Annotated in this window: 19 protein-coding genes; 11 read left to right on the plus strand and 8 right to left on the minus strand. The window is 77.6% G+C overall.

Annotated elements, in window-relative coordinates; all coding sequences use genetic code 11:
- Positions 1-300: 300 nt before the first annotated feature.
- Positions 301-4650, plus strand: a complete 4350-nt coding sequence (locus FHN55_RS24190; RefSeq protein ID WP_139714112.1) for an FtsK/SpoIIIE domain-containing protein — start codon at positions 301-303, stop codon at positions 4648-4650.
- An 18-nt stretch (positions 4651-4668) separates the two neighbouring features.
- Here FHN55_RS24190 and FHN55_RS19800 read toward each other — a convergent pair whose 3' ends face one another.
- The gene (locus FHN55_RS19800) at positions 4669-5745 is read right to left on the minus strand and encodes an endonuclease/exonuclease/phosphatase family protein (protein ID WP_139714113.1); all 1077 of its coding nucleotides are present in this window, start codon (positions 5743-5745) and stop codon (positions 4669-4671) included.
- Positions 5746-5830: 85 nt separating this feature from the next.
- On the opposite strand from FHN55_RS19800, the gene FHN55_RS19805 reads away from it, so the two are divergent.
- From FHN55_RS19805 to FHN55_RS19815, 3 genes are all read left to right on the plus strand, one after another.
- Positions 5831-6343 carry a GNAT family N-acetyltransferase gene (locus FHN55_RS19805; protein WP_139714114.1) on the plus strand — a complete coding sequence of 171 codons (513 nt, stop codon included), beginning with the start codon at positions 5831-5833 and terminating at the stop codon, positions 6341-6343.
- Positions 6344-6550: 207 nt separating this feature from the next.
- Positions 6551-7033 carry a hypothetical protein gene (locus tag FHN55_RS19810; protein ID WP_139714115.1) on the plus strand — a complete coding sequence of 161 codons (483 nt, stop codon included), beginning with the start codon at positions 6551-6553 and terminating at the stop codon, positions 7031-7033.
- Positions 7034-7045: 12 nt separating this feature from the next.
- The gene (locus FHN55_RS19815) at positions 7046-7861 is read left to right on the plus strand and encodes an RNA polymerase sigma factor SigF (RefSeq protein WP_139714116.1); all 816 of its coding nucleotides are present in this window, start codon (positions 7046-7048) and stop codon (positions 7859-7861) included.
- A 21-nt stretch (positions 7862-7882) separates the two neighbouring features.
- On the opposite strand, the gene FHN55_RS19820 is transcribed toward FHN55_RS19815, so the two are convergent.
- Positions 7883-8290 carry a hypothetical protein gene (locus FHN55_RS19820; RefSeq protein WP_139714117.1) on the minus strand — a complete coding sequence of 136 codons (408 nt, stop codon included), beginning with the start codon at positions 8288-8290 and terminating at the stop codon, positions 7883-7885.
- A gap of 341 nt (positions 8291-8631) precedes the next feature.
- On the opposite strand from FHN55_RS19820, the gene FHN55_RS19825 reads away from it, so the two are divergent.
- On the plus strand, positions 8632-8880 hold the full coding sequence (locus FHN55_RS19825) for a WhiB family transcriptional regulator (protein WP_109773353.1): 249 nt from the start codon (positions 8632-8634) through the stop codon (positions 8878-8880).
- A 119-nt stretch (positions 8881-8999) separates the two neighbouring features.
- On the opposite strand, the gene FHN55_RS19830 is transcribed toward FHN55_RS19825, so the two are convergent.
- Positions 9000-10493 (minus strand): sensor histidine kinase, encoded by a 1494-nt coding sequence (locus FHN55_RS19830; RefSeq protein WP_139714118.1) that lies wholly within the window; start codon positions 10491-10493, stop codon positions 9000-9002.
- A 62-nt stretch (positions 10494-10555) separates the two neighbouring features.
- On the opposite strand from FHN55_RS19830, the gene FHN55_RS19835 reads away from it, so the two are divergent.
- On the plus strand, positions 10556-11071 hold the full coding sequence (locus FHN55_RS19835) for a DUF2505 domain-containing protein (protein ID WP_139714119.1): 516 nt from the start codon (positions 10556-10558) through the stop codon (positions 11069-11071).
- Positions 11072-11102: 31 nt separating this feature from the next.
- On the opposite strand, the gene FHN55_RS19840 is transcribed toward FHN55_RS19835, so the two are convergent.
- The 3 genes from FHN55_RS19840 to FHN55_RS19850 form a co-directional block, all read right to left on the minus strand.
- Entirely contained in the window at positions 11103-11666 is a 564-nt protein-coding gene (locus FHN55_RS19840; RefSeq protein ID WP_139714120.1) for a DUF6912 family protein, read from the minus strand.
- Entirely contained in the window at positions 11663-13051 is a 1389-nt protein-coding gene (locus tag FHN55_RS19845; protein ID WP_218974841.1) for a hypothetical protein, read from the minus strand. The genes FHN55_RS19840 and FHN55_RS19845 overlap by 4 nt, the downstream gene beginning before the upstream one ends.
- A gap of 78 nt (positions 13052-13129) precedes the next feature.
- Positions 13130-13852 (minus strand): SAF domain-containing protein, encoded by a 723-nt coding sequence (locus FHN55_RS19850; RefSeq protein ID WP_139714121.1) that lies wholly within the window; start codon positions 13850-13852, stop codon positions 13130-13132.
- A gap of 237 nt (positions 13853-14089) precedes the next feature.
- Between FHN55_RS19850 and FHN55_RS19855 the strand changes: the two genes are divergently transcribed.
- Positions 14090-14341: a helix-turn-helix domain-containing protein gene (locus tag FHN55_RS19855; protein WP_139714122.1), complete on the plus strand. Its 252-nt coding sequence runs from the start codon at positions 14090-14092 to the stop codon at positions 14339-14341.
- 48 nt (positions 14342-14389) lie between these two features.
- Here the strand turns inward: FHN55_RS19855 and FHN55_RS19860 are convergent, their stop codons facing one another.
- Entirely contained in the window at positions 14390-14941 is a 552-nt protein-coding gene (locus FHN55_RS19860; protein WP_139714123.1) for a hypothetical protein, read from the minus strand.
- Between the two features lie 141 nt (positions 14942-15082).
- Here FHN55_RS19860 and FHN55_RS23930 point away from each other — a divergent pair, with 141 nt between their 5' ends.
- Together FHN55_RS23930 and FHN55_RS19870 are read left to right on the plus strand one after the other, a co-directional pair.
- Complete coding sequence (locus FHN55_RS23930) at positions 15083-15868, plus strand: LysM peptidoglycan-binding domain-containing protein (RefSeq protein ID WP_257571143.1); 786 nt, start codon at positions 15083-15085, stop codon at positions 15866-15868.
- Entirely contained in the window at positions 15865-16455 is a 591-nt protein-coding gene (locus tag FHN55_RS19870; protein WP_139714124.1) for an Rv3235 family protein, read from the plus strand. Before FHN55_RS23930 ends, FHN55_RS19870 begins: the two co-directional genes overlap by 4 nt.
- 53 nt (positions 16456-16508) lie before the next feature.
- On the opposite strand, the gene secA is transcribed toward FHN55_RS19870, so the two are convergent.
- On the minus strand, positions 16509-19208 hold the full coding sequence (gene secA / locus FHN55_RS19875) for a preprotein translocase subunit SecA (RefSeq protein WP_139714125.1): 2700 nt from the start codon (positions 19206-19208) through the stop codon (positions 16509-16511).
- Between the two features lie 126 nt (positions 19209-19334).
- On the opposite strand from secA, the gene FHN55_RS19880 reads away from it, so the two are divergent.
- The gene (locus FHN55_RS19880) at positions 19335-20561 is read left to right on the plus strand and encodes a GNAT family N-acetyltransferase (protein WP_180357966.1); all 1227 of its coding nucleotides are present in this window, start codon (positions 19335-19337) and stop codon (positions 20559-20561) included.
- Between the two features lie 51 nt (positions 20562-20612).
- On the plus strand, positions 20613-20993 hold the full coding sequence (locus FHN55_RS19885) for a hypothetical protein (protein ID WP_139714127.1): 381 nt from the start codon (positions 20613-20615) through the stop codon (positions 20991-20993).
- Positions 20994-21040: the final 47 nt, after the last annotated feature.

Below are 21040 nucleotides of genomic sequence, written 5' to 3' on the forward strand. Positions count from 1 at the left end.
CCGCGGCGCAGCCCCCGGAGCCCGAGGCGGGTGGAGGCGGCGCGGGACCGACGCTAGAGAGCGGCGCGCGCGGAGGGCTGGCGAGCGGGTGACCCCCCGCACCCGAGGCGGGTGCCCCCCGACCGAGAGACGATCGATGATCACCCAGGGTGATCATCTTGAGCACCGACGAGCGGGCGAACCGGGCGCAAGCGTGACACTGCGCCACGAACCGGGAGGTCGGCGGCGAAGCGGACCCGTCGTCCACAGGGCGGCGCGCGGTCTCGGCGGGGAACCGCCGGGCCGGTGCATGGTCGCGGTGTGCGCCTGGAGCTGACGGTCCGTGGCGCCGGGTGCGGTGGCCCCGGCGCCGACGTGGTGGTGGAGGCACCCGCCGGGACGCCGCTGTCCGCGGTGCTGCCGGACCTGGCGACCGCGGCGGGCACCGCCCTCACACCCGCGGCGAGGGTCGTGGTCGACGGGCGGGGTGTCAGCCCCGACGCGGCGCTGGGCTCCCCGCCGCTCCTGCGGGGAGCGGTCCTGGCGGTCCTCGACGGCTCCGACCAGCTCGACCGGCTCGCCGGGCTCGCGCTGGGTGGGGCGGGCCCCCAGGGCCCCGGGAGCGGCGCCGTCGTCCTCCAGGTCCTGTCAGGGCCCGACGCCGGTCTGCGCGCCCCCCTGCCGCTGGGCCGGTGCTGGGTGGGCCGCGGGGACGGCTCGCTGCTGCCCCTGCGGGACCCGACCGCCTCCCGCTGCCACGTCGAGCTCGACCGCTCACCGGCCGGCACCCGCGTCCGCGACCCCGGCTCCGCCAACGGGGCCCACCTCGACGGCCGCCCGCTGGCGCGGGAGTGGACGGCGCTGCCCGCCGGCGCGCTGCTGCAGGTGGGGGCCGGCGTGCTCCGGGTGGCGCCGGCCGAGGTCCGGACGGCCCGGGCCGCGCTCCCCGACGGCCTCGGCGGGCTCGTCCTGGACGGGCCCGCGCCGGACCCCGCCGCAGCCGGCCTCCCGCCCGACCCCGGCCCCGTGGAGGTCGTGGTCCCCGCGACGCCGTCGCCGTCCGCACCCGCACCGGTGATGTGGGTGGCGGTCCTCGCACCGGCCCTGGTCGCCGTCCCGCTCGCGCTCCTGTGGTCCCCCGTGGCGCTGCTCCTCGCGGGCACGGGCCCGCTGGTCGCGCTGCTCACCGCGTGGGGCGACCGGCGGGGGCGCCGGCGCCAGCACGTCCGGGCCCTGGAGGACCACCGCGCCGCGGTCTGGAGGTCCCGGGCCCGCTCGGAGCGGGCGCTGGCCGCGGAGCGCGCCGCGCTGGAGCTGCTGCACCCCGCGGCGGGGGCGCTGCTCGACCTCGCGCACGAGCGCAGCCCGCTGCTCTGGTCGAGATCCGCACCGCGGACGCAGGACGGGGGCGAGCGGGACGGCGCAGCGGCCCACCCTTGGGTGCGGCTGGGGACGGCGCGGGTGCCGAGTCGCGTGGTGGTCCGCGGCGGCGCCCACCCGGAGGAGGCGGAGGCCCCCCCCGACCACCACGACGACGGCGGTGCGCCGGACGGGAGCTCGGGCGCCGACGGTCCCGGCCGGCAGCGCCTGGAGCACGAGGCCGGTCCGCTGCTGGCGGACCTCACCGGCCTGCGCCGCGTGGTGGTGCGCGGCGACGGGGAGGCGGCCCGCGCGGCCGCGCGCGCCCTGGTCTGCCAGCTCGTCGCGCTGCACCCGCCCGAGCGGCTCGAGCTGCTCCTGCCCGACGGCGCGCTGCTCCCCGGCGGCCGGTCCCCGGCGTGGAGCTGGGCGCGCTGGCTGCCTCACGCGAGGTCTCCCGGGAGGGGTGGACGCGCCGTCGGCGCGTCGCCGCGGGCCCGCCTCACCGTCGTCGAGCGAACGGACCCGGCCGCAGTGATGAGCGCCGCGGAGGCGCTGGCGGACCGGGGCACCACCCTGGTCGTCCTCGCCGACGACGCGGGCGGACCCCGGCTCGACGTCCCCGCGGCCGCGGGGACCGGCGTCCTGTCCGTCGAGGCGGGTGGCACCGCGACGTGGTCCGCTGCCGGCCGCACGACGCCCCTCGTGGCCGACCTGCTGACCCCCGCCCGGTCGGAGCAGCTGGCCCGGGCGCTCGCCCCGCTGCGCGGCCCCGACGGGGCGCCGCAGGACGGGAGCCGGGTCGTCCCCGCCCTCACGACCCTCCTGGCCGCCCCGTCCGGCCCGGACGCGTCGGACCCGCTGGACCCGCTGGACCCGCTGGACCCGCTGGCAGTGGCGCGCCGCTGGGACGCGCCCCGCGGCGCGGGTGCCGCTGCGGTGGTGGGCGTGCGGCCCGGCGGTGCCCCCTGGGTGCTCGACCTCGACCGGGACGGGCCGCACGCGCTGGTGGCGGGCACCACCGGAGCGGGGAAGAGCTCCCTCCTCGTGGCCTGGGTCCTCGCCCTGGCGGTGGCGGTGCCGCCGGAGGAGCTGTCCGTGGTGCTCGTCGACTACAAGGGCGGCGCCACCGCGGGCCGCCTGGAGGGCCTGCCCCACCTGGTGGGTGCCGTCACCGACCTCGACGAGCACCTGGCGCAGCGAGCACTGACCTCGCTCACCGCCGAGGTCCGCCGCCGCGAGCGCGTGCTGGCCGACCACGGCGTGGCGGACCGCGCCGAGCTGGTGCGCACCCGCCGCGACGGGGCGCGCCTGCTGCCGCGCCTGCTGGTGGTGGTGGACGAGGTGCGGGTCCTGGTCGACGAGGTGCCCGACCTCGTGCCCGGCCTGGTGCGCCTGGCGACGGTGGGCCGCTCCCTGGGCGTGCACCTGGTGCTCGCCACGCAGCGCCCGGCGGGGGCGGTGAGCGCCGACGCGCGCGCGTGCACCAACCTGCGCGTGGCGCTGCGGGTGCGCGACGCCCCGGACTCCCTCGACGTCCTCGACGACCCCGGCGCAGCCCACCTGCCGCCGGACCGCCCGGGGGCCGCACTCGTGCGGCGCGGCGGCCTGGACCTGGAGGCGGTGCAGGTGGCGTCGCTGGTGCGCCACCCGCCCACCCCGGTGCGGGTGCTGGCGAGCGGCCACGGGCCTGCCGAGACTGCGGTCCCCGTCGACGAGGTGCCGCTGCTCGTGACCTGCCTGCGGGCCGCGGCGCAGCACCGCGGCGCCACCGCGGGGGCAGCGCCCTGGCTGCCGCCCCTGCCGGACCTGCTGCAGTGGCGCCACCCCCGCGACGTCCCCGCGGACCGGGACGACGCGGACGACCGGGACGACCGGGACGACGACGGGGGCGGCGGTCGCCGCACCCGCGGCCTGTCGCTGGGGCTGCTCGACGAGCCGGAGGTGCCGTCACAGCGGGTGCTGCGCTGGGACGCCCGCTCACCGCTCGCCGTGTGCGGAGGACCGGGCTCGGGACGGACGTCGCTGCTGCGCTGGCTCGCCGCCGCGAGCTCGCAGGAGGTGCACCTCGTGGGCGACCCGGAGGAGCTGGCCGGCGCTGCGCGGCTGCCGCACGTGGCCAGCACCGTCGACCCGGACGACGGTGAGCACCTCGTGCGCCTCCTGCAGCACCTCGCCGGCGCCGTCCGGAGCCGCCCTGCGGACGCGCCGGGCGGCGCGCCCCTGCTGCTCGTCGACGGCGCCGACCGCGTCCTGGCGGGGCGGGCCGCGCGCGGACAGCGCCAGGAGGCCGACGCCGCCGCTGACCTGCTGGCCGGGCTGGTCGCCGCCGGTGCGCCCGTCGTGCTGGGGTGCGACGCGGCCGCGCTGTCCTCACGCGCCCTGGCCGGCGTGCGGGAGGTGCTGCTCCTCGCGCCCGCGGACCGCAGCGCCGCGGTGCTCGCCGGGGTGCCGACGGCGTCGACGCCGGTCCACTGGCCCCCGGGCAGGGCGCTGCGGCTGCGCCCCGGCCCGCTGCGCGAGTGCCAGCTGCCGCTGCTCGACCCGGCGCAGCTGGCCAGCACCCCGCCGGCGGTCAGCGACCGAGAGCGCCGGGCCGCACCGGTCCCCGCGCTGCCGGAGCAGCTCCCCCTGGACGCGCTGCGCGCGCTCGCCACCCCTCTCGCCCTGCCGGAGGGTCCGCCGGCACCACTCGTGGTGGGCGTCGGTGGCCTGCGGGCCGCGCCCGTCGGGCTCGACCTGGGCCTCGGCGCCGGGGCGCTGGTGGTCGGGCCCGCGGGCTCCGGCCGGACCAGCGCCCTGCACCTGCTCGCCGCGCAGGCGGGAGCCGCCGGACGCGCCTGCGTGCTCGTCCAGCCGCGCCCCCCGCTGCCCGGGGCACCACCGCCCGCGCACCGCGCCCCTGGGCCGGCGGTGACCGGCACGGACGCGGACGCCGCGCGGGCGCTCCTCGCCGCGCTGGGAGACGCCGCGGCGCAGGCCCCACCGGGCGCCGGCGTGCCGCTGGTGCTCGTCGACGACGCCGACCTCCTGCTGGGCAGCCCCCTGGAGGCGCTCCTGCTCGACCTCGCCGACGGTGACGGGCCGGCCTGCGCCGTCGTGGCCGCGGGCACCAGCGGGCTCCTCCCGGCCCACCGCGGGCTCGCGGTGGCGCTGCGCCGCCACCGCACCGGACTGCTCCTGCACCCGCTGGGCCCCGGGGACGCGGAGCTGCTCGGCGCACGGGCACCGGTCGTCCGCGGCGGTCCGCCGGGGCGGGCGAGCCTGGTGGAGGCGGGCGCCCTCGTCGTCGTCCAGCTGGCCCGGCCGTGAGCCGCTCGGGCAGCCCCGTCAGCGACGCGCCAGGTGCACCACGAGACCCCGGTGGTCGGTGTCCCCCACGGTGACCACCTGCGCCGACAGGACCCGCCACGCGCGGCCGTCCACGAGGACGTGGTCGATCGGGGCCGCCAGCAGCGTCGGCACCGAGGCGGGCCAGGTCCCCAGGCCGCCGGCGCCGGCGGCCGCCGCAGCGTCGACGCACGGCCCGAGGTCGCGCAGGCCGGGGTGGTCGAGCGTGGCGTTGAGGTCACCGGCCACCACGGCCCCCGGCGAGCCGCTGCACGCGGCGACGGCCCGGGGCACGTCGGCCCGCCACCGCTGCACGAAGGTCCCCTGCGGCACGGGCGCCACGGGGTGCACCGCCACCACCGGCCCCGGAAGGGACGGCAGGGTGGCCGCCACGGCGGCGAGCTCCACGGAGGGCGCCGGCGCGGGGAGCGGGGACCCGAGGCCGTCGGCGAGGAGCAGGCTCGTGGCGTGCGTCGGCTCGGGTGAGGTGGTGGCCGTGGACGCGCTGAACACCGCGCCGTGCTGCTCGCGCAGCAGGTCCACCACCTCCTGCGCCGCGGTGGCGGGCGTCTCGGGGAGCACCACGACGTCCGCCCCGGCCTCGCCGACCGCGTCGGCCACCTGGCGGGAGCTGGCACCGCCGTGCTCGGTGTTGAGGCTGAGCACCACGAGGTCGGCGCCGGCGGGAGGGGCGGCGGGCAGCACGCCGCGGGCCACCAGCACCCCCGCGTGGACCGCGGCGGCCAGCACGAGCCCCGCTGCGAGGACCGCCGCGGCCCCGGGAGTGCGGGCCCGCGGCCCGCGGGTCAGCAGGCGGACCAGCCCGCCCACCGCGAGCACGACCGCTGCGCCGGCGAGCAGGACGACGACGAGCGCCCCCCGGAAGGGCAGCAGCTGCGCCAGCGGCACCCTCCCCGCCAGCCCGAGGGCGCCGGGCAGCGCCGTGACCAGCGCTGGGAGGGCGAGGAGGCCCGCGACGGCGTGCGCCGCACGCGTGCGGCGCGGGCGACTCCGCCCGGCCGGGTGGGGGGCGGCGCGCGAGCTGGTGTCGAGGGAGTCCGCACCCGGCTGCTGCACGCCCTCTACCGTGCCACCCGCGGGGGCCGGCGCAGAGCCGCACCGCGGGGGCGCACAGGACGGCACAGGAGAGGGGCGGAGGGGCGTGGCACCCAGGACGAGGGTCCGCTGGGCCGTGGAGGCGGACGTGGAGGCGGTCGACGGCCTCATCCGCCAGCTGGCGGTGTACGAGCGCGAGCCCGACGCGGTCGAGGCCACCCCCGAGGACCTGCGCGCCGCCCTCTTCGGTCCCGACCCGCGGGTGCGGGCGCTGGTGGCGGAGGTGCTGGAGGGCGAGGCCTGGGTGGTGGCCGGGACGGCGATCTCCTTCACCACCTACTCCACCTGGACCGGCCGCCACGGCACCTGGCTGGAGGACCTCTTCGTCAGGCCCCAGCACCGCGGCCTGGGGCTCGGCAGGGCGCTGCTGTCCGCGCTGGCCGCCGACGCCGTGGCGAACGGGCACCGCCGGCTGGAGTGGTCGGTGCTCGACTGGAACACCCCGGCGCAGGCCGTCTACACCGCCATCGGCGCCCAGCCCCTGGAGGAGTGGACGCGCTGGCGCCTCGACGGGCCGGAGCTGGAGGCGCTGGCCGCCTCGGGCGCCGTCCCCGGCTGACCCCGGACCGGCCCGGACGCCCCCGAGCGGCCCAGCGCTGGCCCAGGACTGGCCCGGGACTGGCGCGGCCCACCTGCGCGCCCCGGCGGACGGGTGCGACGATGACCGCGACGGCAGGCGTCAGCGGGCTCCGGCGCACGGCGGCTGCGGACGACGACGCGGCGCGGTGACGGGCTGCGCGGGGCGCGAGCACGAGGAGGCGACGGCGTGACAGTTCCAGCAGACCGGTCGGCCGGCGCTCCCGCGGACGGCGCGGCACCGGTGGCCGGTGACCGCGTGGAGCTGGTGGTCCCCGCGGCGCCGGAGTACCTGTCGGTGCTGCGGACCGCCACCGCCGGTCTGGCCGCCCGCCTCGACCTCACGATCGACGAGATCGAGGACCTCCGCATCGCCGTCGACGAGGCGTGCGCGCTGGTGCTGGGCCCGCAGGCCCTGGACGGCTCCCCCGACCTGCACGCCGTCGAGCCCGGCGCCGCGCCGGGTGCCGCCGTGCCGGTGCTCACCGCCCGCTTCGACCTCGTCGCCCCGGGCATGCGGGTGCGGGTCAGCGGCCCGGCGCAGACCCTGCCGACCCGCGACAGCTTCGCGTGGGCGGTGCTGGAGGCGCTGGTCAACGGCCTGGAGACGGGCCGCGACGACGCCGGGCGCCACTGGATCCAGCTGCGCCACGACGGTCCCGGGCGCGGGTAGCGCGGACCCACCGTGAGCGCGCAGGGCCCCGACGGCTCCCCCTCCTCGCTGGTGCGGGCCACCGTGCCCGAGCAGAACCCCGGCCCCCACCCGGACCTGCCCCCCGAGCTGCTCGAGCTGTCGCGGCTGCCCGAGGGCGACCCGCGCCGCACCGCGCTGCGGAACCGGGTGGTGGAGGCCCACCTGCCCCTGGTGCGCCACCTCGCGCGGCGCTACGCCGACCGCGGGGAGCCCATGGACGACCTGGTGCAGGTGGGCACGATCGGCCTGCTGAAGGCCGTCGACAGGTACGACCCCGAGCGCGGCGTGCCGTTCTCCGCCTTCGCCGTGCCCACCGTGCTCGGGGAGATCCGCCGCCACTTCCGCGACCGCGGGTGGGCCGTGCGCGTCCCGCGGCGCCTGCAGGAGCTCTCGCGCACCCTCGCCGACGCCCGCACCGACCTCACCCAGGAGCTGGGCCGGGCGCCCACGGTCGCGGAGCTGGCCGAGCGCGCCCAAGTGGACGAGGACGCGGTGCTCGAGGGCATGGAGTCGGCCGGGGCGTACACGACGGTGCCGCTGGACACCGGCGAGGTCGACGCGCCCGGCGCCTGGCTCGCCACGGACGACGAGGCGCTCAGGGTGGTGGAGGACCGCGAGGCGCTGCGCCCGCTGCTGGCGCGCCTGCCCGCGCGCGAGCGGCGCATCATCGCGCTGCGCTTCGTGCGGGGGATGTCGCAGTCCCAGATCGCCGAGGAGGTCGGCATCTCGCAGATGCACGTCTCCCGGCTGCTGTCGCGGACCCTGGCCACGATGCGGGCCGAGCTCGGCGACGGCGCCCAGGGCTGAGCACCGCCGTCGGTGCCGGGGTCAGTGGACGGGGGGCCCCGCGGCGTCGTCGTCGCCCACCCACACCGACAGCGCCCTCGACGCGAGGCACACGCCGGCCACCACGGCCAGCACCACGAAGACCGCCGCCACCGGCCACAGCGGCCCGGTGACGAGCGGCGCCGTCAGCACCACCTGGAACAGCTGCCAGGTGATCAGCGGCGCCCGCCCCCAGCGGCTCCGCCCCAGCAGCGCCCGGGAGCACAGCACCAGGCCCACGGCGAGCGCAGCAGCCAGGACGGCGGTGGCCACCGCTCCGGTGGGCACCGCCGCCGCGCCGCGGCTGAGCTCGACCCCGTAGAAGACCACCACGGCGACCAGCGCCAGCGCCTCCGCGGCGACGACGCCCACGGCCACGACCAGCGCCGTCGGCCGCTCCCCGCTCCTCACCGCGTCCACCCTCCCCGTCCTCACCCGCGTCCCGCGTCGGGCCCGCTGCCGGAGCCGCTGCCGAGATCCGTTCCCGGTTGGCGGAACACTCCGGCGTGCTCCACCGTTGGTCAGATCAGAGCACGAGAAGTTCCAGACGGTGTTCCGGGCACCACGGACACCGGCACCAGACACCCCGCGAGTGACTCGCCGCAGTCAACCCTTGTGCAACACAGCGGACTCTGTGACGATACCTGCGGACGGGGCGCCACTGAGCGCCCCATATACGTGTTCGGACTCGTGAACCGCTTCACAAGAGCGGAGCGACCGGACGACACCCCGATCCACTGAGGAGCTCACTGATGGACTGGCGGCACCGCTCAGCGTGCCTCGAGGAAGACCCCGAGCTGTTCTTCCCGATCGGCAACACGGGCCCTGCCCTGCTGCAGATCGAGGAGGCGAAGGCCATCTGCCGGCGCTGCGACGTCGTGGAGACCTGCCTGAAGTGGGCGCTGGAGAACGGACAGGACTCCGGCGTCTGGGGCGGCCTCTCCGAGGACGAGCGCCGCGCGCTCAAGCGCCGCACCGCGCGCGCCCGCCGCGCCGGCTGAACCAGCCCGCGCCGCGCGCACGGTCGAGCACCGCAGAGCGCCGCACGCGAAGGGCCGCCCCCCGTCGGGGGCGGCCCTTCGTCGTCCAGCGCCCTCTCCAGCGCCGGACGGGCCGCGGCTCACGCGGTGACCGCCGCCGGGGCCCGGTCCCCGCGGGGCTCGTGCAGCTCGGCCCGGACCACGGCCTCGGCGCCGCCCCCGGGGCGGTTGCCCCAGACGATGCTGCCGCGCAGCTCCCCCTGCACCAGCGCCTGCACGATCTGCGTGCCCAGGCCGCCGGCGTGCGGGGAGAAGTCCTCCGGCAGGCCCGCGCCGTCGTCGGCGACGGTGGCGACCAGGGAGGTCCCGTCGCGCTCGGCGCGCACCTCGACGCGGCCGTCACCCCCGCGCAGGCCGTGCTCCACGGCGTTGGTGACCAGCTCGGTGAGCACGAGGGCCAGCGCCGTCGCGTCCTCGGCGCCGACCTGCCCGAAGGTGCCGATCCGCCGGACGCCGGCGGCGCCGTGGCTGGCGGCGAGGCTGGCGATGAGCTGCAGCCCCCGGTCCATGACGTCGTCGAACTCGACGACCTCCTCGAACCCCGCCGACAGCGTCTCGTGGACCAGGGCGATGGTGCTGACGCGGCGCATCGCCTCCTCGAGGGCGGCTCGGCCCGCGTCGGACTCGATGCGGCGGGTCTGCAGCCGCAGCAGCGCCGAGACCGTCTGCAGGTTGTTCTTCACCCGGTGGTGGATCTCGCGGATGGTCGCGTCCTTGGTGAGCAGCTCCTGCTCGCGGCGGCGCAGCTCGGTGACGTCGCGGCACAGCACCAGCGCGCCGGTGCGCACGCCCTCCTCCAGCAGCGGCACGGCCCGCAGCGACAGCGCCGCCTGGCGCGACTCCACGTCGCAGCGCCACGGGGCGCGCCCGGTGACCACCAGCGGCAGCGTCTCGTCCACCTGGTGGGTGCTGTCCAGGCAGCTGGCGGTGACCTCCGCCAGGGACCTGCCGACGAGGTCGCCGGTGAAGCCGAGGCGGCGGTAGTCGGAGCGCGCGTTGGGGCTGGCGTAGACGACCACGCCCTCCACGTCGAGGCGGACCAGGCCGTCGCCGACGCGCGGGGCGCCGCGCCGGGTGCCCGTGGGCGCCCCCTGGTGGGGGAAGGCGCCCTCGGAGACCATCCGCGCCAGCGCGTCGGCGCACTGCAGGTAGTTGCGCTCCAGGCGGGAGGGCGCGCGCGGCACCGACAGGCTCGTGTCGCGCGACATCACCGCGATGACGCGGCCCTGGCGCACCACCGGCACGGTCTCCTCGCGCACCGGGGAGCCGTCCAGCCACTCCGGGTCGTGGTCGCGGCAGATGCGCGCCTCGGCGTACGCCCGGTCGACCTGCTCGCGCTGGCCCGGGGTGATGCGCGTGCCCACGACGTCCTCGTCGTGGACGGTGACGCCGGTGCTGGGGCGGCAGTGGGCGACGACGACGAAGCCGCCGTCGCTGTCGGGCACCCACAGCAGCAGGTCGGCGAAGGACAGGTCGGAGAGCATCTGCCAGTCGCCGACGAGCAGGTGCAGCCACTCCTCGTCAGCGGGGTCGAGGACTCCCAGCCTGCGCACGAGCGAGCTCAGGGTCGGCACGTGCTGAACCCTAGAGGGCGCCCAGGAGGGCCCGCGCCCGCCTCCGGACCTACGGTGGGCGGGTGCGCCTCGACGTCCTGCTCCGCTACCCCGGCGACCCGCACCGCGTGGCGCAGCTCCTCGCCGACCCCGCGGTGCTGGACCAGCTGCTCGAGGCCAGCGACGCGCTGTCGCACGAGGTGGCGGTGGAGGGCGGTCCCGAGGGGCGGTTCGTGGTGACCGTCGACCGCGTGCTGCCCACCGACGAGCTGCCCGACGTCGCCCGGCGGTTCGTGGGCGCCTCGATGCGGCTGCGCCAGGTCGACACCTGGGAGGCGCCCGCCGCGGACGGCTCCCGGTCCGGCACCACCGAGCTGCAGGTGCCCGGAGCGCCGGTCAGCGCGACGGCGACCACCGCGCTGCGCCCCGTGCGCACCGGGGTGGTCCCGGGCCGCGGCGTGCACACCGAGCACTCCGTGAGCGGCACGCTGACGGCCTCGGTCCCGCTGCTGGGGGGCAGGATCGAGCGCGCCGCCGAGGAGCCGGTCGTGCGCGCCCTGCGCGACCAGGAGCGGGAGATCGCCCAGCTGCTCGGCTGAGCCGGTCGGCTGAGCCGGTCGGTCGAGTCGGTCAGCCCAGCTCGGCAGCGAGCGCCTCCAGCTCGGAGGCGTCGTACCAGAGCAGGTCGTGCCCCTGGGCGCCGTCCACCGTGAAGGCGGCGTCCTCGTCGCCAACGTCCGCGGCGGGCAGCGCCGCCGCGGCGGCGGCCACGTCGGTGGCCGCCTCGACCTCGTCGACGTGGGCGCTGACCACCGCGGACAGGGCCAGCGGCTCGGTGAGGTCCACACGGGAGAGCGCCTCGGCGGGGTCGTCGTCAGCCACCGGGCGGGGGGACGCCTGCGCGGCGGGGACGTCGGCGGCGAGCACCAGCCGCCGGGCGGTCGCCCCTCCCCCGGAGGTCCCGGCCGAGCCGGTGGCGGCGATGAGGCGCAGGGAGGAGTCGGCGGCGTCGAGCATGGCCGCCAGCTCCAGCTCCTCGGCGTCGCCCTCGGTGTAGTGCTCGCGCAGGGCCGGGGTGACGGCGTGCACCGGGGCGTCGTCCGGGAGCCGCCCGCTGCGCAGGCACTCGGGGAGCTGCTCCGGCCGCAGGGCCGCGTAGACGCGCTCGGGGGCGCTGCCGAGGGAGGGGCTCACCCGCGCATCCTGGCCCACGCTCGGCGCCGGGGACGCACGGGGGCCGCGACGGTGGCACCGCCGTCGTCGTGACGCGCCGCGGCCACGAGCTCGGCGGCCAGCGCCGCCAGGGCGGCACGGGCCGGGGAGCCCGGCGAGGACTCGCGCAGCGTGCGCCCGGTCAGGAGGGCGGCGTCGCAGGCCGCGCGGTCGTCGGGGACCAGCAAAGCGTCGCGCACCCCCGCGTAGCGGGCCAGCGCCTCCGCCACGCGGGCGGCCGGGCCGTGGCCGACGGCCGCCGAGCGGACCTTGGTGACCACCGCGCGGCGGCGCTCCACGGCGTCCGGCTGGGCCTCCGCGAGGTCCCCCAGGGCGCGGACCAGGCGCTGCAGGCCCACCGGGTCCGCCTGGCCCACCACGAGCACCTCGTCGGCCGCGGCCAGCGCCGTGGTGGTGGCCGCGTTGCGGCGGGGAGCGGCCGTGTCGAGCACGAGCTCCTCGTCCTGCTCCAGCGGCGCCGCGCAGTCGACGACCGTCCAGGTGGCCGCCGAGCGGCACGTCGACCACAGCTCCTCGAGGGCGGCGGCGCCGAGCTCGTGCCAGCGCTCGGCGCGGGGCAGCCCCGTCAGCACCGACATCCGCGGCAGGGCCGACGGCGCGAGCTGCAGCAGCCGCCCCGGCGTCAGGGTGCCTGCCGCGGCGGCCCGGCAGGCGGCGGCCACGCCCGCGGTCTCGTCGAGCAGACCGAGCACCTGCGCGGTGCTGGCGGCCCAGGTGTCGGCGTCCACCAGCAGCACGTGCTCGCCGAGCGCGGCGAGCTCCGCGGCCAGCGACACCGCGACCGTCGTGCGACCGGGGGCCCCCGGAGCCCCCCACACGGCGACGAGGCGCCCGGAGCGGCCCGGCAGCAGCGCGGCCTCCGGCTCGTCACCGCCGTCTGCGGGGTGGCCGAGCGCGTCGGGCGCTGCGTCCTGCGGCGACGGGGCCGCGGGACCCGGCAGGGCGCGCTCCGCGGCAGGGACCGGTGCCGGAGCCGGGACGGAGGTGCTCGGTGTGCTCCCCGCGGGCGCTGCACGCCCCCGCGTCCCACCGAACGCCAGCCCGGCGACGGCTGCGCCGACCACCGCGGCCACCTCCTCACCGGGCGCCCCCGCTGCCACCTGCCGGACCACCCCGAGGGCGGTGAGCCGGGCGGCAGCCGCCGCCGTCCCCGCAGCAGGCAGCACCCCCACCACGGCGGTGCCCTGCGCGGCGAGGCGGGCGAGGGCCTCGCGGTCGAGGCGGTGCAGGTCCGCGGACACGAGCGCAGCCCGGCCGTGGCCCGCGGCGCTCGCGGACAGCAGCTCCCCCAGGTCGGCGCAGCGGCGCACCACCGCGACCCCGGCGGTGCGGCCGAGGGCGGCCACCAGCTGGGCCTCCTCCGGCCCGGGGACCGCGGTGAGCAGGGGCAGTGGGGATGCGCCCCGGCGCGGGACCGCCCCCACTCAGCGGCCCGCCGGGGCTGAGCCGGGCACGAGGACCAGCGAGACGGTCGCACCGTCGGCCAGGGCCTGCAGCGCCTGCTGCAGCTCGGCCGGCGGCAGCTGCACCTGCACGAGCCCGCCGCGACCGGTGGCGAAGGACCCGCCCTCGGTGACGACCTCCTGGACCACGGCGGCCGCCGCGAGCTGGCGCGGTCCGCTCACCTCCTGCGCCGCGGCGCTCGGCCCGCCCGCCGCGGCGGCGGCCGCCACGGGGGCACCGCGGGTCGGGGCCGGGGTCACCCAGACGTCGACGAGCGCCCCGGCGACCAGGCCGGAGGGCAGCGGGCCCGTCACGGGCAGGCCCACCGGGCGCGTGGTGAGGGCCGCGGCGCTGCCCACCGCGCTGCGCGGCAGCAGGTCACCCGACCCGACCTCGCGCAGGGCCACCGCCCCGTGCGGGGGCTGCGCGTCCGCGGCCAGGTAGCCGCCCGCACCGCCCTCGAGGTGGACGCGGACCGCGCGGACGTCCTCGGCGGTGATCTCCTCGCCGGGCACGAGGGTGTGCGCCGCCACCCACACCGGCACCGTGGAGTCCGCGGCGGACACCACGCGGGCGCCCACCAGCACCGAGGCCAGCACCAGGACCAGGCCGACGACGAGGCGGGGGTCCCGCCACGACGGGGCGCGCAGGCGAGCGGCGAGCGGCGACGCGGGGGTGAGCGCTGTCGGGCGGACGGCGGCCATGGCGGCTCCTGGCGGTGCGGGTGCGGGTGGGGCGTCCTGGAGGGTGGCAGCCGGGAGCGGGCCGGTCAGGGCCCTCGCACGCCGGATCGCTCCGTCCGGGTGGCGGCGACGCCCGAGTGGATCATCACCCCTGTGTCTCCCGAGAGAGGTGCACCACGCTGCGCTCGTCCAGGTCACAGCGGGTGACCGGCTGTGGAAAGCGGCCGCTGGGCACCACCGGCGTGGGACCATCCGGGGGTGGCCGCGCGCTTCATGACCCTCGCCGACGTGGCCGAGACCCTACAGGTCTCGGCCGTGCAGGCCTACGCCCTGGTGCGCAGCGGCGAGCTCCCGGCCATCAAGGTGGGCGGCCGGGGGCAGTGGCGCGTCGAGATCTCCGTGCTGGAGGACTACATCCAGGGCAAGTACGCCGAGACGCGTGCGCTCGTGGCCTCCCAGTCGGAGCTCGAGGGTGCCCAGGAGGCCCGGTCGAGCGCACTGCGCGGCTGACCACCCGGCCCTGCGGGCGCGCTGGGCGCCTCGAGCGGGCCAGCCGGCTCAGACCGACCGGCGCAGGCAGGCCAGCGCCGCCAGCGGCACCGTGACCACCCCGCGGACGGCCCCGGGGCGGCGCGGCTCGTCGACGGCGTGACGGGCGAGGTCGAGGTGGTCGGCACCCACGCGGTCCACGGTGCCGGTGATCGCACCACCCCCGGTCTCGCGAAGCCAGATCCGCACCGCTGAGCGGTCGCGGGCGACGCCGCGCAGCGCGGACGCCAGACCGAGCCGGTTCTCGACGGCGCCCGCCGGGGCGGCCAGGGAGCGCGTCAGGCCGTCGAGGAGCACCACGGCCACCAGCGGCACGAGCGCCTCTCCGGCGGCCTCCTCCACCAGCAGCCAGTCGGGCCCGGCGGCGCGCAGGGCGCCCTCCACCGCCTCGCCACCCGCCAGCCGCAGCGCCACGCGCTGCCCCGCGGAGGCGCGCAGCCTGTCGCGCAGCTCGACGCCCGCGACCTCCGCGCGCACCCGCTCGGCGTGCATGGCGCTCACCTCGTCGTCGGCGGCCTCGAGCTGGGCCTCCAGGTCGGCGAACAGAGCGTCCCAGCGCATGAGCACACGGTAGGGGCGCTGCTCCCTGCGGATGCCGCTGTCCACAGGGCCCTGTCGATCTTCCGGCGACGCCCGGCAGCTCCTGCATGATCCCTTCATGTCATCAAGCAGCAGCAAACTGCACCAAACGAAGGCAAAGGCATGACGCGTACGGGGCCCTTCCTCGCGAGCGTCCTCACCACGACCGGCGCCACGGGGCTCGCCGCGACGGGCGCCGCCCTGGCAGTGAGCGCCGCGAACGACCTCTCCCACACCCCCGCCGACCTCGACTCCGCCGTCGCCGCGGTCGCCGGCCTCCTCCTCGGCGCCCTGCTGCTGGTCTGGAGCGCCGGCTCCGCGGCCCTCGTCGCAGCGGCGGTCGTCGGGACCGCCGGCAGCACGGGCGCGGCCCTGCGAGCCGTCGCCGACGCGACCACGCCGCTCCTGCTGCGGCGGCTCCTCGCCGCGGCGCTCGGGGCTGCGGTGCTGGGCGGTGTCGCGGGTCCCGCCCTCGCCGCTGAGGCGCGGGCGACGCCGCCTGCGGGCGCCGCAGCCCCGGCGAGCGCCTCAGACCTCACCTGGCCCGCTGCACGCGGCACCGCCGGCCCGGCGAGCAGCGCACCTGCTCCCGCCGCCTCACCCTCACCGACGTCGTCCTCGCCCTCCTCGGCCGCCGCAGGAGCGGAGGCGCCGCTGAGCACCGGCCGCCCCGTCCCCGCACCCGCCACCGGGAGTCCGCTGGTCGACCCCGCAGAGGCGCCGGCGCGCACCGCGGTGGTCGTGAGGTCCGGTGACTCGCTGTGGTCCATCGCCGCGCGCCACCTGCCCCCCGGCAGCACCCGGGCAGCCGTCGCTGCGGCCTGGCCCCGCTGGTACGAGGCCAACCGCGCCGTCATCGGCTCGGACCCCGACCACCTGCGCCCCGGCCAGCGGCTGGTGGCCCCGTGAGCGCGAGCGGCGCAGCGGCCGCGCTGCCGCTCGACCGGCCCGCGGAGGGTCAGACCTCGAGCTCCGGGGCGAGCACCGCGCTGCCTGCGCTGCGCGTCGTCCCCGCCCCGCGCTCCGAGCCCAAGGCGCTCGGGGCGCCCGTGGAGCGGCGCCGTCCACCGGTCATCGCGCTGCAGGGCGTGCTGCCGCTCGTGCTGGACGGGCGGCTGCCGAGCGGCGTGGACCCGGCGGTGGCGCCGCGCCCCACGGCGTCGTCGTCCCTCCCCGACCCCGAGCCGCTCTGCGGCGGCCTCGTGGTGGCCGCGGTGGAGGTGCTCGCCGGCACCCGGCCGGCAGCGCAGCTGCTGCGCTGGCTGACGGCGGACGTCTACGCGGGGCTGCAGCAGCGCGCGGCGCTGGCGCAGCGGGTGCGCGGGCGCCGCCGGCACGCGCGCGCCGTCGTCCGCAGGGTGGTCGCCAGCACCCCGCGCGACGGCGTCGTCGAGGCGGCCGTGGTGGTGTGGGACGGCGAGCGCGTCCGCGCCGCCGCGCTGCGCCTGGAGGGCGTGGACGGCAGGTGGCGCGTCACCGCCCTCCAGATCGGCTGAGGGTCAGCCGGTCGGGAGGGCGGTGACGGCGGTGCTGCGGGAGCGCAGGCTGATCAGGCCTTCTTGCGGGCGCGCCGCTCGCGGCGGCTCCCTCCGTCGGCCGTCGGGCCGCCGGTGACCTCGACGTCCCCGTCGGCCGACGGAGCGGTGTACTGCAGCTGCTGCGGGGCGCCCCCGCCCTCGAGACCGGGCGCCACGAGCACCGGGGCCTGCTCGCCGGCGACGGCGGCCTCGTCGTCGCGGACCGGCTCGGCCGGCACCTGCACCTCGAGGTTGAAGACGTACCCGACCGACTCCTCCTTGATGGCCTCGAGCATGGCCTGGAAGAGCTGGTAGCCCTCGCGCTGGTACTCCACGAGCGGGTCGCGCTGGGCCATCGCGCGCAGGGAGATGCCCTCCTGCAGGTAGTCCATCTCGTAGAGGTGCTCGCGCCACTTGCGGTCGAGCACGCTGAGCACCACGCGCCGCTCCAGCTCGCGGATGACGGAGGAGCCGAGGTTCCGCTCGCGCTCGAGGAACTGCTGCTCGGCGTCGGAGACCAGCTCCTCCAGCAGCATCTGCTGCGTGACCGCCGAGCGGCCGCCGGCCTCCTCCTCGACGTCGGCCACGGTGATCGAGACCGGGTACAGCGTCTTGAGCGCCTGCCACAGCTGGTCCAGGTCCCAGTCCTCGGCGAAGCCCTCCGACGTCGCCGAGGTGACGTAGCCGGTCACCACGTCGCGCACGAAGTGCCCGACCTGCTCGTGGAGGTCCTCGCCCTCCAGCACGCGGCGTCGCTCGGCGTAGATGACCTCGCGCTGGCGGTTGAGGACGTCGTCGTACTTGAGGACGTTCTTGCGGATCTCGAAGTTGCGGGACTCGACCTGGCTCTGCGCGCTCTGGATCGCGCGGCTGACCAGCTTCGACTCCAGCGGCACGTCGTCGGGGATGCCCGCGCGGGTCAGCATGGACTCGGCGAGACCCGAGTTGAACAGGCGCATGAGGTCGTCGGCCATGGACAGGTAGAACCGGGACTCGCCCGGGTCGCCCTGGCGGCCGGAGCGGCCGCGCAGCTGGTTGTCGATGCGCCGCGACTCGTGGCGCTCGGTGCCCAGCACGTACAGGCCGCCCAGCTCGGTCACCTTGGCCGCGTCCGCGGCGACGGCGTCCTTGGCCCGCGTCAGGGCCTCGGGCCACGCGGCGTCGTACGCCTCAGCGTCCTCGACCGGGTCGAGCCCGCGCTCGGACAGCTCCGCCACGGCGAGGAACTCGGCGTTGCCGCCGAGCATGATGTCGGTGCCGCGACCGGCCATGTTGGTGGCGACCGTGACAGCGCCGGCGCGGCCCGCCATCGCGACGATGGCCGCCTCCCGGGCGTGCTGCTTGGCGTTGAGCACCTCGTGGGGGATGCCCTTCTCCACCAGCTGCCGGGAGAGGTACTCGCTCTTGGCCACGCTGGTGGTGCCCACCAGCACCGGCTGCCCGGTGCCGTGGCGCTCGGCGATGTCCTCGACCACGGCGTCGAACTTGGCCACCTCGGTCTTGTAGACGAGGTCCGGCTGGTCCGTGCGCGCCACCGGCTTGTTGGTGGGGATCGGCACCACGCCGAGCTTGTAGGTCCCCTGGAACTCCGCGGCCTCGGTGGTGGCCGTGCCGGTCATCCCCGAGAGCTTGTCGTAGAGGCGGAAGTAGTTCTGCAGCGTGATCGTGGCCAGGGTCTGGTTCTCGGCCTTGACCTCGACGCCCTCCTTGGCCTCGATCGCCTGGTGGATGCCCTCGTTGTAGCGGCGGCCGGCGAGGATGCGGCCGGTGTGCTCGTCGACGATGAGCACCTCGCCGTCGGCGACGACGTAGTCCTTGTCGCGCGTGAAGAGCTCCTTGGCCTTCACCGCGTTGTTGATGTAACCGACGTACGGCGTGTTGACCGAGTCGTAGAGGTTCTCGATGCCGAGCTGGTCCTCGACCTTCTCGATGCCCGGCTCGAGGATGCCGACGGTGCGCTTCTTCTCGTCGACCTCGTAGTCGACCTCGCGCTCCAGGCGCCGCACGATCCGGGCGAACTCGGCGAACCACTTCGAGGCGTCGCCCTGCGCCGGGCCGGAGATGATCAGCGGGGTGCGCGCCTCGTCGATGAGGATGGAGTCGACCTCGTCGACGATGCAGAAGTGGTGGCCGCGCTGCACCAGGTCGGCGGCGTTCCACGCCATGTTGTCGCGCAGGTAGTCGAAGCCGAACTGGGTGTTGGTGCCGTAGGTGATGTCCGCGGCGTACTGCGAGCGCCGCTCCGCCGGGGCCATGCCGTCCAGCACGCAGCCGCTGGTCAGGCCGAGGTGGCGGTAGACGCGGCCCATGAGGTCGCTCTGGTAGCTGGCGAGGAAGTCGTTGACGGTGATGACGTGCGTGCCCTTGCCGGGGATCGCGTTGAGGTAGGCGGCGAAGACGCCGGTCAGGGTCTTGCCCTCACCGGTCTTCATCTCGGCGATGTTGCCGCCGTGCAGGGCCGCACCGCCCATGAGCTGCACGTCGTACGGGCGCTGGCCGAGCACGCGGCGGGCCCCCTCGCGCACCACCGCGAAGGCCTCGGGCAGCAGGTCGTCGAGGGTCTCGCCGTCCTTGAAGCGGGCGCGGAACCTGTCGGTCTCCTCCGCCAGCTCGGCGTCGGACAGGGGGGTGAAGTCGTCCTCGAGGGCGTTCACCTGCTTCACGAGCCCCTGCAGGCGGCGCAGCGTCCGACCCTCGCCGGCGCGCAGCACCTTCTCCAGCAGACCAGGCACGGTCCCTCCCCGCTCTCCTTGCACCAACCGCCCGACTGACGCTTGACAAGCCGTGTGCATCGTAGGCGCGGGACGGGAGGCGCAGGCCCACTTGCCCAGGAGGCTCCCAGGGCACACTGTGCGGCCGTGGCCCGCAGCGACCGTGAGGAGCCGGAGCCCGCCGGCCCGCGGCTGCGGGAGCGGGGGCTGCTCGTGCGGCGCGCCGCGCCCGCCGACGGCCCCGCGGTGGCCGCCCTCCTCGACGACCGCGACGTGCTCCGCTGGCTGCCCGACCTGGGGTCCGCTCCCCCGGAGGGGGGCGCTGCGGCGGGTTCCGGCGCGCTCGGCGTCCCGGGGGTCCGTCCGGTCGGTACGGCGCACCGCCTCGTGGTGGAGGTCGGCGACGCGTTCGCCGGTCTGGTGCTGCTCACCGAGGACGGCGAGGGCGGCGGGTGGCTGGCCTGCGCCGCTCCCCCGTCGGCGCGCGGTCGCGGGACCACGGCGGGAGCCGTCCGGCTGGTGCTGACGTGGGCCTTCGCCGAGCTCGGGCTGCAGGCCGTGCACTGGGCCGTGGAGGCGGGGGCGTGGCCGGCGCGGCGCCTGGCGTGGGCGTGCGGGAGCGCTGTCGACGGGACGGTGCGGGCGCTGCTCCCCGTGCGCGGGGACCTGAGGGACGCCTGGGTGGGCACCTGGCGGTGGGACTCCAGCCTCCAGCGCGCGGACCGCTGGCTCTCGCCGGTGGAGCTCGCGGGCGGTGGGGTGCGGCTGGGTCCCCACCTCGCCGGCGACGTCCAGCGGGTGGCGCAGGCGTGCTCCGCGGCGTCCACCCAGGCGTGGCTGCCGTCGTTGCCGTCGCCCTACACCGTGCTCGACGCCGCCAGCTGGATCGCGGGCCGTGAGGAGGAGCAGGCGCGCGGCGCCGGCGTCTTCTGGGCCGTCCGCCCTGACGGGCGGTCCCGCGCTGGCGCGGACGGCACCGACCCCAGCGATCCGGTGGACGACGACGGCCCGGAGACGGGGCCGCTCCTCGCCGAGGTGGGGCTCTTCACCCTCGGGGACGGGGTGCGCAGCGGGGAGGTCGGCTACTGGTGCCACCCCGACGCGCGTGGACGGGGCGTCACCACGGCTGCCGTGCGGCTGGTCGTCCGGCACGCCCTCGCCCCGGCCGACCGCGGGGGCCTCGGGCTGGAGCGCGTGGTCATGCGGGTCGCCAGCCGCAACACCGCCAGCCGCCGCGTAGCCGCCAAGGCGGGCTTCCGGGAGGTGGGCCTCGACAGGGGCGCGGAGCGGCTGCGCGACGGCACCGTGGACGACTTCGTCCGCTACGACCTGCTGGCGGGCGAGGAGCAGGACCCGCTGCCTCCGCGAGGCTGACGGCGCACCGCTCCGGAGGTGCCTCGCAGGTGGGGGTTCCAGACTGGCCCGATGACCGAGACGAACAGCGGACCCGCCCCCGTCGCAGCTCCGGGAGACCCCGCGCTGCGGCGGGTGCACGTCGTCGTGGACCTGCAGGCGCCCCCGGACGGTGCCGCAGGTGGGCTCGAGGCGGTCGCCGAGGCGGTGGCGGCCCAGCTGCCGTGGCCCAGGCTCCCCGCCATGACGGACAGCGCCTCGCGGGACGCAGCGGTCGTCGCTGCCGACGACAGCCGCTCCCTCGAGGTGGTCCTCCTGCTGGAGGCGCGCACCGAGGAGGAGGCCGAGGAGGAGGCCGTCTCGGTGGTGCGCGAGGCGCTGGAGGGCGCGGGGCTGTCGCCGGAGTCGGCGAGCCCCAGCCAGGTCGTCGTGCGGGACGCGTACCTGCCCTGACCGCAGCGTCGCTGGCGGGTCCGCAACGAGCCTCAGCCGAGGATGTG

Origin of the sequence: Streptomyces sp. NP160 (assembly GCF_006335115.1) — a bacterium.
Classification (GTDB): domain Bacteria; phylum Actinomycetota; class Actinomycetes; order Actinomycetales; family Quadrisphaeraceae; genus Quadrisphaera.

What these genes read in the sequence shown, in the direction of transcription:
- FHN55_RS19850 (WP_139714121.1), bottom strand. Translation starts at nt 13,852, where the DNA reads ATGGCCGCCGTCCGCCCGACAGCGCTCACCCCCGCGTCGCCGCTCGCC.
- FHN55_RS19860 (WP_139714123.1), bottom strand. Translation starts at nt 14,941, where the DNA reads ATGCGCTGGGACGCTCTGTTCGCCGACCTGGAGGCCCAGCTCGAGGCC.
- FHN55_RS19885 (WP_139714127.1), top strand. Translation starts at nt 20,613, where the DNA reads ATGACCGAGACGAACAGCGGACCCGCCCCCGTCGCAGCTCCGGGAGAC.
- FHN55_RS19825 (WP_109773353.1), top strand. Translation starts at nt 8,632, where the DNA reads ATGGACTGGCGGCACCGCTCAGCGTGCCTCGAGGAAGACCCCGAGCTG.
- FHN55_RS23930 (WP_257571143.1), top strand. Translation starts at nt 15,083, where the DNA reads ATGACGCGTACGGGGCCCTTCCTCGCGAGCGTCCTCACCACGACCGGC.